Annotated in this window: 21 protein-coding genes; 2 read left to right on the forward strand and 19 right to left on the reverse strand. The window is 62.0% G+C overall.

Annotation, left to right across the window (positions count from 1 at the left end):
• The first annotated feature begins 18 nt into the window (after positions 1 to 18).
• Positions 19 to 258, forward strand: coding sequence for a hypothetical protein (locus ACWGPT_RS06700; protein WP_452604821.1), 240 nt, complete (start codon positions 19 to 21; stop codon positions 256 to 258).
• Between the two features lie 79 nt (positions 259 to 337).
• Here ACWGPT_RS06700 and ACWGPT_RS06705 read toward each other — a convergent pair whose 3' ends face one another.
• Genes ACWGPT_RS06705 through ACWGPT_RS06725 form a run of 5 tightly spaced genes read right to left on the reverse strand, consistent with a single transcriptional unit; the run spans position 338 to position 2273 of the window.
• On the reverse strand, positions 338 to 670 hold the full coding sequence (locus ACWGPT_RS06705; RefSeq protein WP_452604822.1) for a hypothetical protein: 333 nt from the start codon (positions 668 to 670) through the stop codon (positions 338 to 340).
• Positions 651 to 1106: a hypothetical protein gene (locus ACWGPT_RS06710; RefSeq protein ID WP_452604823.1), complete on the reverse strand. Its 456-nt coding sequence runs from the start codon at positions 1104 to 1106 to the stop codon at positions 651 to 653. Before ACWGPT_RS06710 ends, ACWGPT_RS06705 begins: the two co-directional genes overlap by 20 nt.
• The gene (locus ACWGPT_RS06715) at positions 1103 to 1345 is read right to left on the reverse strand and encodes a hypothetical protein (protein ID WP_452604824.1); all 243 of its coding nucleotides are present in this window, start codon (positions 1343 to 1345) and stop codon (positions 1103 to 1105) included. Before ACWGPT_RS06715 ends, ACWGPT_RS06710 begins: the two co-directional genes overlap by 4 nt.
• Entirely contained in the window at positions 1248 to 1466 is a 219-nt protein-coding gene (locus tag ACWGPT_RS06720; RefSeq protein ID WP_452604825.1) for a hypothetical protein, read from the reverse strand. The genes ACWGPT_RS06715 and ACWGPT_RS06720 overlap by 98 nt, the downstream gene beginning before the upstream one ends.
• Complete coding sequence (locus tag ACWGPT_RS06725; protein WP_452604826.1) at positions 1467 to 2273, reverse strand: glycoside hydrolase family 108 protein; 807 nt, start codon at positions 2271 to 2273, stop codon at positions 1467 to 1469. It lies immediately after the preceding gene.
• A 315-nt stretch (positions 2274 to 2588) separates the two neighbouring features.
• Here ACWGPT_RS06725 and ACWGPT_RS06730 point away from each other — a divergent pair, with 315 nt between their 5' ends.
• A complete protein-coding gene (locus tag ACWGPT_RS06730) occupies positions 2589 to 4145 on the forward strand; it encodes a glycosyltransferase family 39 protein (RefSeq protein ID WP_452604827.1) in 1557 nt (518 codons plus the stop codon).
• Here the strand turns inward: ACWGPT_RS06730 and ACWGPT_RS06735 are convergent.
• The 14 genes from ACWGPT_RS06735 to ACWGPT_RS06800 form a co-directional block, all read right to left on the reverse strand.
• Positions 4142 to 5323, reverse strand: a complete 1182-nt coding sequence (locus ACWGPT_RS06735) for a glycosyl hydrolase family 28-related protein (RefSeq protein ID WP_452604828.1) — start codon at positions 5321 to 5323, stop codon at positions 4142 to 4144. The two genes, ACWGPT_RS06730 and ACWGPT_RS06735, sit on opposite strands and share 4 nt — an antisense overlap.
• Positions 5324 to 5329: 6 nt before the next feature.
• The gene (locus ACWGPT_RS06740; protein WP_452604829.1) at positions 5330 to 6862 is read right to left on the reverse strand and encodes a hypothetical protein; all 1533 of its coding nucleotides are present in this window, start codon (positions 6860 to 6862) and stop codon (positions 5330 to 5332) included.
• A 65-nt stretch (positions 6863 to 6927) separates the two neighbouring features.
• Entirely contained in the window at positions 6928 to 9009 is a 2082-nt protein-coding gene (locus tag ACWGPT_RS06745; RefSeq protein WP_452604830.1) for a hypothetical protein, read from the reverse strand.
• The gene (locus ACWGPT_RS06750; RefSeq protein WP_452604831.1) at positions 9010 to 9414 is read right to left on the reverse strand and encodes a DUF6950 family protein; all 405 of its coding nucleotides are present in this window, start codon (positions 9412 to 9414) and stop codon (positions 9010 to 9012) included.
• Positions 9399 to 9977 (reverse strand): hypothetical protein, encoded by a 579-nt coding sequence (locus ACWGPT_RS06755; protein ID WP_452604832.1) that lies wholly within the window; start codon positions 9975 to 9977, stop codon positions 9399 to 9401. The genes ACWGPT_RS06750 and ACWGPT_RS06755 overlap by 16 nt, the downstream gene beginning before the upstream one ends.
• Positions 9977 to 10687, reverse strand: coding sequence for a hypothetical protein (locus tag ACWGPT_RS06760; RefSeq protein ID WP_452604833.1), 711 nt, complete (start codon positions 10685 to 10687; stop codon positions 9977 to 9979). Before ACWGPT_RS06760 ends, ACWGPT_RS06755 begins: the two co-directional genes overlap by 1 nt.
• A complete protein-coding gene (locus tag ACWGPT_RS06765) occupies positions 10678 to 12543 on the reverse strand; it encodes a phage tail protein (protein WP_452604834.1) in 1866 nt (621 codons plus the stop codon). Before ACWGPT_RS06765 ends, ACWGPT_RS06760 begins: the two co-directional genes overlap by 10 nt.
• 7 nt (positions 12544 to 12550) lie before the next feature.
• Positions 12551 to 12778 (reverse strand): hypothetical protein, encoded by a 228-nt coding sequence (locus tag ACWGPT_RS06770; protein ID WP_452604835.1) that lies wholly within the window; start codon positions 12776 to 12778, stop codon positions 12551 to 12553.
• 59 nt (positions 12779 to 12837) lie between these two features.
• Positions 12838 to 13197: a GTA-gp10 family protein gene (locus ACWGPT_RS06775; RefSeq protein ID WP_452604836.1), complete on the reverse strand. Its 360-nt coding sequence runs from the start codon at positions 13195 to 13197 to the stop codon at positions 12838 to 12840.
• Positions 13197 to 13637: a phage tail tube protein gene (locus ACWGPT_RS06780; protein ID WP_452604837.1), complete on the reverse strand. Its 441-nt coding sequence runs from the start codon at positions 13635 to 13637 to the stop codon at positions 13197 to 13199. Before ACWGPT_RS06780 ends, ACWGPT_RS06775 begins: the two co-directional genes overlap by 1 nt.
• A complete protein-coding gene (gene gp17, locus ACWGPT_RS06785; RefSeq protein ID WP_452604838.1) occupies positions 13634 to 14005 on the reverse strand; it encodes a tail completion protein gp17 in 372 nt (123 codons plus the stop codon). The genes ACWGPT_RS06780 and gp17 overlap by 4 nt, the downstream gene beginning before the upstream one ends.
• A complete protein-coding gene (locus tag ACWGPT_RS06790; RefSeq protein WP_452604839.1) occupies positions 14005 to 14451 on the reverse strand; it encodes an HK97-gp10 family putative phage morphogenesis protein in 447 nt (148 codons plus the stop codon). The genes gp17 and ACWGPT_RS06790 overlap by 1 nt, the downstream gene beginning before the upstream one ends.
• Positions 14451 to 14795: a phage head closure protein gene (locus ACWGPT_RS06795; protein ID WP_452604840.1), complete on the reverse strand. Its 345-nt coding sequence runs from the start codon at positions 14793 to 14795 to the stop codon at positions 14451 to 14453. The genes ACWGPT_RS06790 and ACWGPT_RS06795 overlap by 1 nt, the downstream gene beginning before the upstream one ends.
• Positions 14795 to 15352 (reverse strand): head-tail connector protein, encoded by a 558-nt coding sequence (locus ACWGPT_RS06800; RefSeq protein ID WP_452604841.1) that lies wholly within the window; start codon positions 15350 to 15352, stop codon positions 14795 to 14797. Before ACWGPT_RS06800 ends, ACWGPT_RS06795 begins: the two co-directional genes overlap by 1 nt.
• Between the last annotated feature and the right edge of the window lie 3 nt (positions 15353 to 15355).

Genomic DNA, 15355 nt, shown 5'->3' on the forward strand with positions numbered 1-15355 from the left:
GACACAAGAGACACCGCCATGACCGAGAGCCGCTTCGTCCCCTACCCCTGGTTATCCCATCACGCGATCTATCAGTTCCCTGCCGGGACCAGCTTCGTGGCCAGATGCAAGAGCTGCGGAGTAGCCCGGGACGTATCGCGGGAGTACCTTGAGGAGGTCGGGCGGATGAGCAGCCTGCCGAAGATCGCCCCGCGGCTCCGGTGCTCGCTGTGCGGGAAGAAGGATGCGGAACTGATGGCCGGGGATTGGGAAGGATGAAGGACTGGCTTCTCAATGCGATACTGGCCGTCCTGTTCGTCAGCGCGGCAATCGGTGTCGCTGCCTCCTTCGGCCTGCTCTAGCGGTCCCGCCGGATCTCGCGCTGGATGCGAAGCTCTTCGCGGATCCTGTCCGCCTCGATCGCCAGCGTGTTGAGGTGGCGGCTTCCCTCATGAACCGTCTCGGTCAGGCGCTTGGTCGCTTCCGTATGCGCCTCGAGCGCCGCAGTCGCCTTGTTGAGAGCCGTTGGGTCGACGATGACGGCCGCAACCTGTGCCGAGGTGCTGGAGGAGGCTGGCGAGCTTTGGCGGCCCTGCCAGAGGCCAAGGTATCGAACCGCGAAGATGACGGCGAGCACCGCTCCGAACGTGACCAGGGCGGGCGTCGGCAGGTTAGCGAGCTGCTGTTCCATTCCTGATTTCCCCCTCGTCGTGCGCCGCACGGTGGATGTTGACCAGCTCGCCTATGGCAAAGAGCGGATAGATGGCGAGCCATGTCGAGACGACATCGGAGGAATAGAACCCGTATGTGATGCCTGCCCAGATAAAGCAGCCAATCCCGGCCGATATCTGCCTGATCTGCGGTGTGACGTTCTTCCGGGCGCCGTTGATGACAAGCCCGACGATGCGCAGGATACCGACGAAGAACATGATCCAGCCGAGCAGGTCTTCGGAGTGGAAGATGTCGCGGAAAGACTTCCACGCCGGCTGATTGAACGTCTGCGCCGGCAGGAGCAGGATGCACCCGAACAGCATCATGTGGCCGGCCATGAACCATTCCATCATGCGGGGGCCGAAGCGATGCTGGATCCTGATCCAGATCCCGGGGCCGGTGTAGCCATCGCTCACGGCCTGCCCTCCCCGTGCCTTTGGCATTCCTCGCGGGTCCAGACATCCGCAGCGCAGATTCCGACCACCGTCCGGTCGATCTTGCGCTGGTCGGCAGGCGTGGCCCCGCGGGCGCCGATGAGGTCAAGGCCCACCACCCGCCTAAGGCCGTCGACACTTCTGGGTGCCGAAGTCCCACATGCCGTCAGGGCAAGCGTCAAACCAAGAGCGGTGATCATCCGAAGCGTTACCTGCTGCATTGTTCTGCCTTTCGACCTGGTTGAGGGCATCGTCGCCGGCCTTGTTCCAGATCCAGCCGACGACGAGCACGAGGGTGATGACGATGGCGACAGCGCCGACGATGCGGGGAGAGGTGAGCATCTAAGCCTCGATCTCTCGGCGGATGGACTTCACGCGGCGCACGATCCACTCCCCACCGAAGAGGATGAGGCCAGCACAAAGCAGGCCGGCGGCAACGAGGATGATGATCAACTGCGGGTCCGCATTGGCGAGCCACGTACCAAGGCCACCCAGCGCACCGAGCGCGGTCGTGAACCAGGCGCCCCAACCAGACTTCTGCCGGACTTCCTTTTCAACCTTCTCCGGGACGACTGGCTTTTCGACCGTCACTTCCTTCTCGATGATCGAGGGCTTCTCCGGGGTAGGCTGTGCGGCCATGACGAGAGCTTCGGAACGGACGCCCTCCACGCGCGATCCCCATCCCTTGCCGAAGACCTTCCACTGCTCGCCCTTCTTGATGCCCTTGAGGAACTTCAGGCGCCGGTCGCAAAGCTCGTTGACGATGCGGTGCGCTGGCATGGCTGCAACCGCAGCAAGCGTGGCGGGGCCGATCTTCCCATCTTGGGCAACGCCGACGACAGCCTGGAGGTACTTCGCCGCCCGTGCCGGCCCGCTGTTCACTGCGAAGTCGAAGACGGCATAATCGACGCCATCGGGAAGCTTGGCGCCGAGCACGGCGTCCCAGTAGTGCCGGCGGTAGACCGTCTCCAACTGCTCGGCCGTGATCTTCCGCAGGTCGTCCTTGGTTGCGTTCGGCTTCACGAAGGAGCGGAAGGTGGCGAGGGTGACACCCTTCATGGTGGCGCCGCCCGGGTCTTTCGGATGATCAGCCCAGCCGCCCTCGTGCTTGAGGACGAGCGAAAGGCTCCGCTTGAAGTTGCGGTCCATGGATATCTCCTGATGTTGGGAGGTTTAGTCTCGGGTATGAAAAAGGCCCCCGTCAGGGAGCCTCTTTCGTCAAGCTATGTTGCGGCCACTTATGGCCTGATGTACGACGATGGCGCGGGAAGGATTTCCCCGGACAACGGGACGCCCAAGGACGCGATCCAGAAGAAATAGGTCAGCGCCGATACGGCAAGAAACGCGAGTACAAAACTCCGCTGGGCCATAGTCATCAACAAGTCTCCGGCTTTTGCTCCTTTACCGACCTTATCCTTTTCCTCTAAGAGCGCAATCCTGCATCCCCGACGAACGAGTAAAAGCATGATCCCGAAATATGCGCCAGCGGTCGCCCTTGCTGTCATTACGGTCGTGTTCGCTGCTCTCAATATCTCGCTTGTCATCGAGGCTGGAGCCCTGTCCGCTCCTCCGATCTACGACGACAACGGCTACCTCCTGGACGCATACCAGAGGCTGGCATTCGACGGGGTCAATTCGATCTGGAGCCTGATCGGAAACTTCCTTCAAGCTCCCCCTCACTCCCCGGTGGAGACGCTTACCGCCCTGGCCGGCTATTCCATTTTCGATCGAGGGAATGAAGGGCCTTACATCGCGAAGGTTTGGGTTCTGGCCGCTTATGCGGCAATCATGTTCAAGGTGGCGCGCGACCGTCTCTCACCGTGGGCGTCTCTCGCGGTCGTGACCGTCATGCTCTTCGTTCCAGCGGCCGGCGCCATCATGGGCGAGCTGCGTCCGGATCTCACAGCGGGGCTGTTCTTCGGCTTCGCCGGGTATCTTCTCATCCTGAAGCCGATCGAGGGCCGATCCATTGCGTGGACACTCGCCCTGGGCGTCTTCTGCGCCCTTGCCTGCGTCATCAAGCTTAGCGCCGTCGTCATAACCGTTCCGATGCTTGGCGCCGCATATCTGCTAAGCTCCGGCCTGTCGTGGCGGATCGACCTCAAGAGGGCGGTTGCGCTTTCGGCCGGGGCTCTGTCCGTCCTCGTCCCGGTTGCGCTGAGATGGGGTCCGCAGACATACACCTATGTCTGGAATGCTCTCGTGACGAACAAGGACATTTGGTACACCGCCGGGGGCTGGGGATACCACCTCGCCTATAGCGCCTTCGGAGACGGCGGAGGACGTGCGCTAGGCCCCTTCTTCTGGAGCGGTGCCCTGCTCATCGCCGCGGACATTGTCATCTCCCTGGTGCGTCCGAAAGAGCCCTTTGCTCGGGCTGTCGCCTATTACATCTGGTGCGGGATCATATTCCTCGGCATCGCATCCGCAGCCGATAAATCGATCTACCAAAGCAGCTTCTTCTTTTTCCCGTTCCTGATCGCCTCCGTCATCGCGGCGGGAAGGCTTTTAGGCCGTCTCCCTTCACGCTGGGAAGCGGCTCCGGCACTTGGAGCCCTTGCGGTCTGCCTTGCGTTCCTGCCGGCGGCAAACACCTACCAGCTTAACCAACACCGCGCTTACACCCAGCCAATGCTGGCGCAGATCAGCCCTATCATTGCCGAAGCATCCGCCGCGGTCCCGGCCTGCAGCGGCGAGACTCACGCTCTTTCCGTGGTGGGCTCCTACCCCATTACGGCGGAGGCCGTAGCTCTGGATGTCGCTCAGAAGTTCGGCGCCAGGACAACGATCTATCATCTCTTCATCATGCGCAGTTACGAAGAGATGATGGGCTTTATCGATCGCTCCAACTTCGTTGTCTTCCCCAACGAGGAGGGGATGAAAGAGGCCGTGAACCAGCACCTCCCCGGCGTTCAGTTCAGCGACCAGATCCGGGAAGCCCTTAGCCGTGATGATCGATGGGAGGGCCGAAGCATAGAAGCAGCCGACCCTCTCATGGTATTCACCCGCAAGGCCTGCTAGGTGGCGGCAATGGTCGAGCGCGGCAGGCCGTAGCTTGAACTCTCAAGCGTCGGATGGGTGCCCATGATGGTCCCGCCGCCTCGCGTTACATCGATCAGCACCTCGCTCCATGACGCGCCGCCGATCGAAAGAACTCCTTCCATCCCGGCGTCAGCCTGCATCCCCTGAATACGAAGGCGCGATCGGTACTGCATTCCGGATGCCACCACGAAGACACGCGATCCAGGCGCGCCCCCTCCACCGAACTGCCCGCCCATGATCACGATATCGCCGACCACATACGAGCCGCCGCCCGCGCCCTGATAGAGCCATACGCTTTCTTCCATGCCGCCGTTGCAGTCGATGAAGGTGTTTCCGGTGCCCGAGCCGGTGTTGAAGATGAAGCCGCGCTTGTGGTGACGGCTGAACGGCATGAAGGTGATGTTGTGGAACTGGTTCCAGCTCGTCGGCCCTTCGTTCCCGTGGACCGTCACATGATGGCCGGCGGACGACACGAAGAACGAGTAGAAGCCGCATGAGACAATGTTCTTTAACAGGCTCCAGGAGAATGCACTGTTGGTCGGCCCGCTTACGGAGATCAGTACGCCGGTATGCGCGATTGACCCGCTGCTGAACCATGCCTGTGCCGCGAAGTCCCTGAAGCAGGACTTGTCGACCGTGTTGGAAGGTGCCGTCGCTAGGTTAATATTGAACAGCGTTCCGACATGATCCGTGCAGCGGAGGACCGTCAACGGGCCGTCCCCATAGAACGTGAACTGACTGTCGATGGTGATCGTCTCGCCCGCCGGGAAGTGGTAGGTCCCGGCCGGCGCATAGACGGCGCATCGCTTGCTCTTCGCATAGGCGAATGCCGCTCGGAATGCGTTGCCGTCGTTGTAGGTCCCGGCGGGAGCTTCAAGACCGAGCGCGCCGAACTGGCGGACGTTTGCAATTTCCGTTACGAGTTCGAACTTGCGCCCGTTGGCTGTGACGACGAACGCGTTCGTGGCCGGCGTCTCATTGGCCTTGTAGATGCCTCCGCCGCCGTCGCCAGGCGAAGCCCAGCCGAGCACGACAACGGAATTGACGCCGATCGGCGGGGATGTGCCGATGAATTCGGCGCGGCTTGGATAAACGGAACCGCCGCCGACACTGCCGCCGCCGGAAAGCATTTCAGGTGCAATTTTCGTAACGTCCATTTGAAATTATCCTTTGATTTCTTCGACGACAAGACGGACGCCAGCAGCGCCACCGAACAGCCGGCCGGTGGTCGGGTGCCCGTTCAGCCGAAGCTTTTGCGCGGAATTGGTTACACCGACACGAAGCGAAATAGTCTGCGCGGTTGTCACGCCGGGCGTGTATTCGACCTCGCCGGCGAACGCGTTATAATGGCCGGCAGCCGAAGAGGTTGACGCTCCCGCGTGTATAGCGTTTGCGCTGCCGTTGAACACCGCGTGCGCCCATGCCGCTATGCCGTCGACGCCGCCAAACCCGCTATATCGAATGCGCAGCTTGTTTGCGGCAGATTTCGGCGTCAAGCTGACGGAAATGATCTGCACACCTTCGCCGATCTGCGGAATACTATCGTCCATCGGAATAACGGTACTGATATCCGTATTCGCCGCATAAGTTCCTATCACGCTATCGATGACGGAACCGGCGGGGAAAAACAGATCGCGAAGCTGTGCTGCGGTGATTTCGCCAGGATCGCCGGAGCCGGCGGCAACGCGACCGAGCAAACGAAGCGTTTCAATGTCCTGCAGCTTGGCGAAGGAGACGCCGTTATTGGCGAGCTTGGCAGTGGTGACGGAACCGTCAGACGGCGCCCCGACCGGGATCGCATTGCTGACGCGCACCTCGAATGGAACGTCCTCCGGGACGTTGATGCGAATGAATGCATCGCTCCCGTCATAGACCAGCGCATAAGAGCCGGTGAGCTGCGAAACCCCGCCAACGATGACGAACATATTGTTTGGGGAGCCGGGATCGATCGACAGGAGATAATCCTCCTCCTCGCCCGTCCCCGTGAACGGACCGATCACGGCCCAATTGTTGCGGGCGAAATCCGCATAATCCGCCGCCGCTTCAGCAGCCGCTTCAGCTTCTGCGACGAACTCCTCGACCTGCGTCAGCAAGGCGGCGCTGGCCTGATCCGACCGCATGAAGAAGTTCGAACCGATCTTCACACCGGATACAGGCATCCCCTCAATCAGGCCACCGACAGCCGGGGAGTTGCCCGACGCCGTCTTGATCGTCAACGGCGCGTCACCGTCGAAAGAGACGGTAACCGTCGCGCTCGTGTTCGTGGCCGGCACGACGAATTCGACAAGCGCCACACCATCCCCGAACGGTAGTCGGGGGTTTGTGTCCATGGTGTAGGCATTCGCCGTGCTGTCGCCGTCATCGGTCGCGGTCACGAACTGGTAGCCCGGGAGGAATGTGGTGATCTGGTTCCACGATCCGGCACCGGACGCCCCGGCCTTCACATACAGCCCATTATTTGCCGAGACGGCGTCACCGTAGACCGCGGCCACCCTGCCGGCGGCATGAGCGAGATCCGCGGTCAAGAGCGCCTTGGTTTCCTTCCACACCGCGCCCCCGAGACCGCCTGCATTGAGCAGGAGTTCGATGTTGCCGCCCCATGCCCGGATATCAGGCTTCCGGGGATCATGCGGGCCAGACGACGGAACGCCGTCCGTCACATAGTCGCGCCAAACTTCTGCTGCTGTAGGAGCCATGTTATCCCTCATGCGAAAGCGCCCCGGCTGTGAGCCAGAGCGAGGATTGATGTTGCGGGGTTAGATCAGGTGACGACGAACGAGCCGGTTGCCACTTCGCCGGCGGCAACCCCGGAGGAGTTGATCGCGACAAGCCAGCCGTATTTCGTGCCGGCCGTCAGACCCGTGACGACGCGACCATCCGCGATGTTCGGCGGGCCGTATTCAGTGGCTACGAGTGTCGCGCCGCTGAAGCTGTTGGTCGTGTTGACGTAGATCCGGACTGCTGAGTAGTTCGAGGAGTTGGGCGCTACCCACGAGAAATTCGCCTGCCCTGCCCCTGCCGAGACGGCAGCACCGGTGACGGCGCCCGGAGCCGTAGGGTCGGCGACAGCAGTCACCGTCTGGTAATCCGTCCATGCCGAGGGAGTACCCCCGCCCCAGGCGCGAAGCCTGACGCGATATTGCTGACCGTCCACCAGGTAGCCAGACCGAACGAAGTTCTCGCCATCGGCAGCGTATACCGACTGAGCGCCGGTCGAGCCGCTGGTCCGCTCATATTCCATCTCGTAGCGGAGCGTATCGCTTGCGGCTGTCCACTGGCCGCGGAGGAAGGCAGCCGTGCCTCCACCCGTGACCACCTCGTTCAGGACGGTGACCGTGAAGCCTACAGGGGTAGGCACGCCCCCCGTCTCGATAACGGGAATGGCGTTGCCAGGCGTTCCTTCTTCGGTCGCGGCGTTGAATGCGTAAAGGTTCGTTGGGACGACGATCCCGCTGAAGGTTACGCGCATGTTGCGAAGATCGAGGGAGACGGTGGAGGTGATCTCGATCGTCGCCTCCACAAGCCCGCGACTCGGATAGTGAACCCGGATGAAACGGCGATAGGCGCAGTTCTTGGCCGCACTATAGTCGGCCGTGATGGTCACGCGGCGAGCATTGGCGCGGATGAAGGTGAGCTTCTGCTTCCGCTGGCAATGATTGTGCGACTGGACCGCGGCATTGTCGAACGTCTTGGTCCGCTCGGTCTCGTCAAGCTCTCCATAGGGATCGCCGTAGATCGCCGCGTCTTCGGTATTGTAGTGGTTGGCCGGGTTCTGGTAGCGGCCGCGCACAGCGAGCACCGTCGAGGACAACCGCTTGTTCTTGTCGACCTCGATTGCGAAGATATGGGCCTGCGTCAGTCGGACATCGGGCGTGACGAACTCGCCGGCATGGACGCCTATCCGCCCATCGTTGCGCTCATAGACGACAAGCTCGCCGGACTCGTCCAGCGTCTTTCCGACATCGACCGGGTCCGTATTGGCACGGAACCACATCCCCCCATGGTAACGGGGCTCAACCCCTCCGGTGCGGTTCGTCACCGCCTGGTCGCAAACATTCGCGGCGTTCATCCAATCGGGCATGTAAAGCCGATCGTAGCCGAGCTTGCCGCCGAACGGCTGCGCAAGATGGTCCAGCCGCATCAGGGCGATATTGCTGGAGAACTCCCAGGAGTTGTGATCCCATGTCCGGTGCGATCCGGAGCCCCCAACGGTGGAATCCTTTCGCGGGTCGTAGAGCAGCATCCCGTCGCCGATGGCCGAATGCTCCGGCATCTGGTTCGGGAAAACCTCCATGTAGTATTTGTCTTTCGGCGTATAGGCCCACATGCGCACCGAGGCCAGACCGTCGCCTCTGTGATTGCTGGTCCATGCAGGCGAGAAAGCCGTCACCACTTCGGGATATGCGGTTTCGGCGTCGAGGCCCACTCGGGTGACGATGTTTACAAATGCGCCGTAACCGGATTTCCGATAGTGCGATATCACGTTCCCGGCGCCATCCACCGTCAGCGGATTGTCGTGGCCGTAGTGTCGAACGAAGCCATGGATACGCCGCCCGCACCAGACTATGATATGGTAGGCGATGCCCCCCTTCTCCTCAAGGAAGACGTAGTCTCCGCCCTTCTTCACCCGGCCGTAGACATACGGCAGCGACGGGACGTTCTGCTTCAGGTTATAGGAGCCGTCCTCCGGCTTAGGAACTTTCGGCTTCTCCACGAACATGGTCGAGGCGTAGGCAATGCCGCCGTAGGCGAGCGCGAGCGTTCCGAGATACAGAGCGTTTGCGGCAAGGGTCGTCGTCGCGATGGAGGATACCATCAGCGCAATCGTTTCAATGATGCCCACCTAGAGCCTCCAGATCGCCAGCGGTCTGGCCGTAACGCGCTTGAACCCGTCCGGCGCCCGGGTGAGCCACCCTTGCCCGTCATGGATCGCGCCGAACTGTCTTGTGATGGTCTTGAGGCTTCCCACGGCCCCGAAGTCGCCCGCTCGGGGCTCTGAAACCGGCACAGCCCCCAGAGGCAGCACGCAGCTTTCTATGAGGCGCACCGCACCGCCGCACTCGGCCAGGATGTCTAACTGCCCCTGCCCCGGCTCATACGCGCCGCGGAGATTAGCGGCCGGGTCGGGGTAGCCCAGCCACTTGATCCACTCCGCGATGATGAGGCAGCAATCCACCTTGCCCCCCGGCGTCCACGGCTCGCGCTCGTAGGCGTCGAGAAAGGCCCGCAGCATCACCAGTTCGGCCATCGGATGGTCTTCTCCCGCAGCCCCGGAACGCGCTCGCAGAAGCGGTCGAGCTGTCCCGCCAGCCACGCTGCAGGGTTCAGGCGCTTGGAGCGCTCCTTCTGGTCTACGTCCGACAGCACCTGACCGTTGGTGACGACGCGGAGCGTGAAGGCGTTGACGATGTCCACCGTGACGGCAGAGCGGCTTTCCTCGTCGGCGCCCTGGTCGGCAACCTTCATATTGTCGATCGTGCCGGTGAACTTTACCTCCGGCTCTCCGGTGATTTGCTCGTAGTCGTCCAGTTCCTGGATCTTGATGATGACGGGAGAGCCGGCAACGGTGTTGCTCTCGTCATAGTCCCAGATTTGGTCGCCCGTGGACGTGTCGAGGTTGATCAGCGACAGCGTGAGGGTGAACGCCTCGCCGTTGATCGCCGCTTCGATGTTCTGGAGGGCGTCCTCGGTAAACTGAGCGGCACGATAGATGTTGCCATCGTCATCGACGAACGCACCGCCGGAGCCGTCCCAGAGCCGCACCGTCGTATCCGGGAGCATGATCTCGACGAGGATCTTGAGCGAAGCCATCAGACGAGCCCCAAGGCTACCTGGTTCCAGTAAAATGTGTCCTCGACAAACGACACGCTGGCTCGTTCGAAGCGGTCGGCGTTCATGGACCTCTGCATCCCGGCATCTTCAATGAGGTTGCAGACGCAGGTCGGCCGGTCAAACTCCAGATCAGCCCCGGCCGGGATCAGCTCGCGGATCGTTGGCGTGATCCGAACCGTCCAGATGTCGTCCTCGACCGAAACCACCTGCCCCGTCTGGTAGAGCGCGTGATTGTAGGAGAACCGCACGCCGGACAGGTCAGCCGCGCCGTTGATCAGCCGCATGGACATTACAGTGGCGCCGATGGCCGTTACCCCGACAGAGACCACAGAGATGGCGTTCTGCTGGTAGGCGGAGCCATCGGAGAAGGTCGAGCCGTCCGAATGCGGAACCTCAATCAGAGGTTCTTCCTTGCCGCTAGCGTAAGGCGCGCTGTCCATGGCCCATGCAGGCACGGCGATGCGACCGGATGCCCCACCAAGATAGGCGGAGATGGCGTCCCAGGTCCGGCGCTTGTCCTGTCCGTGGAGGGGAACGCCGATGATATCGACCCGCCAGTAGCCAAGGTCCGTTCGCGTCGATGGCTTCACCCCCCCAAGCGTTCGGCCACCGGAGCGCGTAAACGGCACGAGATAGGCCCTGCACTCCAGCGGGGACAAGAGCTTTTCAGGCCAGACGATTACCGCCATTCGGAACCCGCCTTGTCATTTTGCCACTTGGACATCGTAGGAACGACGTTCCGGTTGGCCTGTCCCACTATGGAGGGGGCGGCATTCGCCACGCGGCTGTCGGAAATCTGCTCGACCTTCGCTTGCCAGTTGCCGTTGTCGTCCACGAAGACCCGGACATCAGCCACGCCACCGCGACCGCTGTTGAGCGTCTGACCCGGCTTTGTGACGTCTACCCGTTCATTCGGAGACTTGCGGAACATAACGAGCTGGCTATCCACGCCGCCCGCACCGCCAGGGAGGATCGTGCCGCCCCGAGCAAACCCGAAGATGCTGCCGAATAGACCGGACAGGAGCCCGCCGAAGCCGCCGCCACCGGCTCCGCCGCCAAGCCCGGAGAAAGCACTTTGCGTCAGCATCCCAAGAACGTCCTTCAGGACATCCTTCCAGCTCTTGGTCCCGGCGATGGCTGCCCCGATCGAAGAGCCGATGTCCTGGAAGGCGCCCTCGATTTCATTGGCAACGCCGACGACACCGGACTTCACATCAACGCTCTGCATACCGTTGTTGAGGCCCTGCATGATGAACTCGCCCACCTGGTGCATGACGCGGGAAGGCGAGTGAATGCCAAGGGTGCTCTTGATGCTGGTCGTAATGCTGTCAGCTATGCCGGTCACGCCGGCCTTTACGCTTTCCCACTTCGCCTTGATGCCGTTCCAGAGCCCGTCGATGATCTGCCCGCCAATCTCCATCATGCGCGCCGGCAGGGCCATGAAGGCGTTGACGATGTCCGTGGCGATCTGGACGACGCGATCCTTGAACGCGATGAAGGCCTGCGTTGTGCTTTCGACGCCCGCCTTGATCTGTGCCCAGATTTCTCCCGCAAGTTGCTGGAGGTAGGGAATTGCGATCTGAAGCGCCTGATAGAGCGCCACCATGCCGGCCGTCGTCGCAGCGATTGCCGCCACTGCCGCCAGGACAGGCGCGCTGATGGCGGAAACTGCCGTGAGCATGAGCCCCAGCGCCACCACGACAGGACCGATAGCCGCAGCAATACCGCCGATGACCACCCCCCACTGAAGGATTTGCGGGTTTGTCTGGGCAAGCATCTGCACCAGTTCGGTGCCCTTCTGGACGAGCCCCGTGACGAAATCGATGATCCCGCTCGTGGCGAGCGCAATGGTCAGTGCCTTGACCGCTTCCCCAAACGCCCGCATCGCGTCGTTGTAGGCCTTCAGCCCGCCGGCCTGTTCTTCGGTGACGACGGCTGCACCCTCGCCCAGCTTGCGGAAGCCTTCGCCCCCTTGAGCCAGCAGAGGAATAAGAGCTGTCGCGTCGGAGGCCATCGCCTCCAGATAGAACGTCATGTCCTGCTGAGATGCGCCGGCCTTGACGAGGCTGTCATAGTAGAGCTGGAGGGCTTGCGGCCCGGAAAGGTTCTTGAACGCTTCGGCGGTGATCCCAACCTTGGGGGCGATGTTCTCGAAGAAATCCGCCATCGGCCCGCCGCCGGTCGCATTGAAGTCACCAATGCGGTCGTTCACGTCCTTGAAGATATCGGAGAGCTTGTCGCCCTCTATCCCGACCGAGCGGGCAGCGAAGGCGAGCTTCTGGAACTCCTCAAAGCCCACGTTGGAGATCTGCGCCGCCTTGCGAAGCTCGTCTATGTCCTTCGCCAGGCCGGCGGCAGCAGCCGCGACCGCTCCACCCGCAAGCGTCAGGGGCGCAGTGATGTAGGTGGACATCTTCGTGCCCCAGCCCTGCATTTGCTTGCCGACGCGCTGCATTGACGCCTGCATCCCCTTCAGCCCCTCACTGAATTGGGCCGTATCGAGCGACAGGTTGACGCGCAGCGCGCCGATAACCGCACTTGCCATTGATCACCTATTTCCTGTGCCGGGAGCCGAGCCAGCCGCGTACGGTGGCCTCAATCTGTTCAGGCGTCTGTCGCCTACCTGTCGGGCGCTTCTCTGTCTGGAGCAGGTCGTCCAGCTTCGGGAAGCGTTTCATGCGATCCAGCGCCACGATGTGCCAAGCCAGGATCATGTTCTCGTTCCGCTCCCTGCGAAGCCTTGCAACGGCGCCGTCGAGGATGACGCTGATTTCTCTCAACGTGAGCCGCCAGAAAAGCGAAGGGTCCTGCCCGCTTTCTACCCATGATCGGAGCAGATCTAGCGGCCTGAAGCCTTCGCCTTCTGAGGGTTTGCACCTGCCTTCGCCGCCTCCGGGAAGGCAAGCTGGAACGCCTTGCTGATTGCGTCCATGCAGGTCTGAAGTCCCGCCTCGGTGGCAATCTTGCCGGCCTGCTTCTCGTCAACGTCGTCGTGATGGTCCTGAAGGCCGCACATGACCAGCTTGCGAATGTTGGTCATGCTGACGTTGGCAGGGTCATCGAAGAGAGCGCCGATGTTCTGGACAGTCATCCCGCCGAACGCAGCCTCAAGCTCGCAGAGAGCATTGACGGAGAACGAGACCGTATAGGCCGTGTCGCCGGCCTGGAGGGCGACGGAGCCGCGTGCCGGGTTTGCCATCAGGAAGCCGTCCCCCAAGTTTCAGCGCCGGAGACCGCAACCGTGATGGTGGCCGTCATGCGGTCATCGATCGGGATGGCCTTGGAGAAACCGATGATCGAAGCCTCGTAGGTGACAGTCGGGCGCGCTCCCGTAGCTGCCGGAAAGGTGATGCGATGCTGCACCGTATCGCCGGACTCGAAAAGCTCGCGAAGCAGAACGTCGGTGTCGCTGCCCGGAACCCAATTGATTTCGAAGCTCGCCTCGCCGTTGTCGATCAGGCCGGAGATATATTCGCGGCGACGGTTCGGGCTCTGCATGTGGGTGGCGTCGATCCGGTCGGCCGTCGCTTCGCCAGGCGTCACGTTGATTACTTCGGCCACCTCAACGAAGGCCGGAACGGTGAGGCTGGCATCCCAGATTTCATAGATGGTGCCGTAGCCAATGCGGGCGTCAGTCATGGGTTTTCTCCGTGGTGAACAGTGATGTCGATGGATGTGCGGAACAGACTGGTCACTTCCCCGGCGTCCGCGGCCGGAAGATTGCGTTCGCTCTCGATGAAGATGGCTTGAATGCTGCCGCCCTTGTGTCCGGAGAGCAGCGCCTTGACCTGCCGCGCCAAGGTGGTAGCGGCGGTAAACGTGTCGGCGTAGGCGTCGATCTGCACGCGGCTGGAGACAAAGCCGGACGCGCCCTGCATGTGGTAGTTCGGCAGGCCGTCGATGCGGGTGAGGACGATGAAGGGGCGCGCCGCCGTCTGCGGAGCCCTGCCCCAATAGCGGCGCCCGCTGGCAACGGATGCCAGCAGCGAAGTAAGTGTCTCTTCCATCACTTGCCCTTTGCCGCCTTGCGCGCCACCCGCGCCGCCGCCTGCTCGATACGAAGCCAAAGAGAGTTCGATATCCGCTCCAGGGTCGGCATCTTCTCGGCGTCCCATGCTGGACGCATGAACGGCTGCGCTGCATGACGCTCGTTGCCGAACTCCTGCTGCACGCCTGCGGGGTTATTGGTCCCGACGAACATCTCGGAGAACGTTTCCGCAGCCGTCTCGCGGTGCATCGCCCGCTGGCGACGGTTCAGGCGCGTAGAGACGTCGATGCTCTCATAGAGGTGATATTCATCCCGTGGAGCAAGTTGACGAGCCGCACGGGCCATAGGCTCCGCAGCATCGCGTAGCACCTGACGTCCGACCGACTTCGCAACAGACTTCGGGAGCTGTCCGAAGGCGCGATCAAGCTCCTTCAGGCCGGTGATCTTAACCGTCGTCTTCGCCATCAGTCCGCGTCCCGCACTGCCTTGATGACAAGAAACCGGCGCGGAGCCTCGATGTGCTCCATCTTCTCGATGATCGACCACAACCCGCCGTCGTGACTGATGCGGTCGGTCTGCTTAATATCGTCTGTCTGGCTACTCCGGCGAACCGTGAAGCGCGCCATCAGGAATGCCCCTACCTGTCCCGCTGCTTCCTTTTCGCCCGAGCTTGCGTCCTCACGCTTGGCCCAGACGGTTGCGAGATCCGCCCATGTCTCGACCGGCTCATTGAACTCGTTCGGGACCGTTGTTGCCCGCTGGATGGTGATCCTGCGGTTCAACTCCTGCGCCGTGGGTGCGCCTGCCATCAGAGAAGCTTCCGATATTTGGAGGTCAGGTCTTTCTCGACCCGATCGAGGATGTCCCAGTTCGACCGCGCCGCCTCGTCCAGGTGCTTCTGCACGAAGAGGATGATCGCGGTCTGGATGTCGGACGGAACCTCTTCCCAGCCGGCGACGTATTCGATGGAAACCGGAGCATCCTCGTAGAGGTCAACCGGAGCCGTGAAGCCGCGATCGAAGCGGACGTAAGCCTGCCCGCCGCCGTCGTGCTTCAGCGTGTAGCTGTCCGAGGGAACCGTCGAAATCTGGCCCTGGTCGTTGCGGTACTTGACCGAGGCGATCGAGGAGACCGGGCCGACCTTCAGGCACATCTTGTCTTCGAACCGCCCAAACTCCTGCCGCCAGGTCTGCTCTACGATCGCGATGCCGAGCACGCCGCTCCATCCCTCGTAGTGGGCGACAGCAGCCTTGATCAGCCGCTCGATCTCCGCGTCCAGATCCGCCTCCGCACGCAAGGCGTCCCGGACCTCTTCAACGGAGATGGGAAGGCTGGCCGGGGCGGTGACACGGACGGGACGGAACATAGG

This window comes from Pseudorhizobium sp. NPDC055634 (assembly GCF_053618655.1).

Excerpts from the sequence above, each read along its gene's own strand:
- ACWGPT_RS06780 (WP_452604837.1), bottom strand. The coding sequence starts at position 13,637 with ATGACTGACGCCCGCATTGGCTACGGCACCATCTATGAAATCTGGGAT.
- ACWGPT_RS06740 (WP_452604829.1), bottom strand. The coding sequence starts at position 6,862 with ATGGCTCCTACAGCAGCAGAAGTTTGGCGCGACTATGTGACGGACGGC.
- ACWGPT_RS06760 (WP_452604833.1), bottom strand. The coding sequence starts at position 10,687 with ATGGCGGTAATCGTCTGGCCTGAAAAGCTCTTGTCCCCGCTGGAGTGC.
- ACWGPT_RS06700 (WP_452604821.1), top strand. The coding sequence starts at position 19 with ATGACCGAGAGCCGCTTCGTCCCCTACCCCTGGTTATCCCATCACGCG.
- ACWGPT_RS06750 (WP_452604831.1), bottom strand. The coding sequence starts at position 9,414 with ATGGCCGAACTGGTGATGCTGCGGGCCTTTCTCGACGCCTACGAGCGC.
- ACWGPT_RS06775 (WP_452604836.1), bottom strand. The coding sequence starts at position 13,197 with ATGGCAAACCCGGCACGCGGCTCCGTCGCCCTCCAGGCCGGCGACACG.
- ACWGPT_RS06755 (WP_452604832.1), bottom strand. The coding sequence starts at position 9,977 with ATGGCTTCGCTCAAGATCCTCGTCGAGATCATGCTCCCGGATACGACG.
- ACWGPT_RS06790 (WP_452604839.1), bottom strand. The coding sequence starts at position 14,451 with ATGGCGAAGACGACGGTTAAGATCACCGGCCTGAAGGAGCTTGATCGC.
- ACWGPT_RS06765 (WP_452604834.1), bottom strand. The coding sequence starts at position 12,543 with ATGGCAAGTGCGGTTATCGGCGCGCTGCGCGTCAACCTGTCGCTCGAT.
- ACWGPT_RS06800 (WP_452604841.1), bottom strand. The coding sequence starts at position 15,352 with ATGTTCCGTCCCGTCCGTGTCACCGCCCCGGCCAGCCTTCCCATCTCC.
- ACWGPT_RS06705 (WP_452604822.1), bottom strand. The coding sequence starts at position 670 with ATGGAACAGCAGCTCGCTAACCTGCCGACGCCCGCCCTGGTCACGTTC.
- ACWGPT_RS06715 (WP_452604824.1), bottom strand. The coding sequence starts at position 1,345 with ATGCAGCAGGTAACGCTTCGGATGATCACCGCTCTTGGTTTGACGCTT.
- ACWGPT_RS06725 (WP_452604826.1), bottom strand. The coding sequence starts at position 2,273 with ATGGACCGCAACTTCAAGCGGAGCCTTTCGCTCGTCCTCAAGCACGAG.
- ACWGPT_RS06735 (WP_452604828.1), bottom strand. The coding sequence starts at position 5,323 with ATGGACGTTACGAAAATTGCACCTGAAATGCTTTCCGGCGGCGGCAGT.
- ACWGPT_RS06795 (WP_452604840.1), bottom strand. The coding sequence starts at position 14,795 with ATGGCAGGCGCACCCACGGCGCAGGAGTTGAACCGCAGGATCACCATC.
- gp17 (WP_452604838.1), bottom strand. The coding sequence starts at position 14,005 with ATGGAAGAGACACTTACTTCGCTGCTGGCATCCGTTGCCAGCGGGCGC.
- ACWGPT_RS06720 (WP_452604825.1), bottom strand. The coding sequence starts at position 1,466 with ATGCTCACCTCTCCCCGCATCGTCGGCGCTGTCGCCATCGTCATCACC.
- ACWGPT_RS06730 (WP_452604827.1), top strand. The coding sequence starts at position 2,589 with ATGATCCCGAAATATGCGCCAGCGGTCGCCCTTGCTGTCATTACGGTC.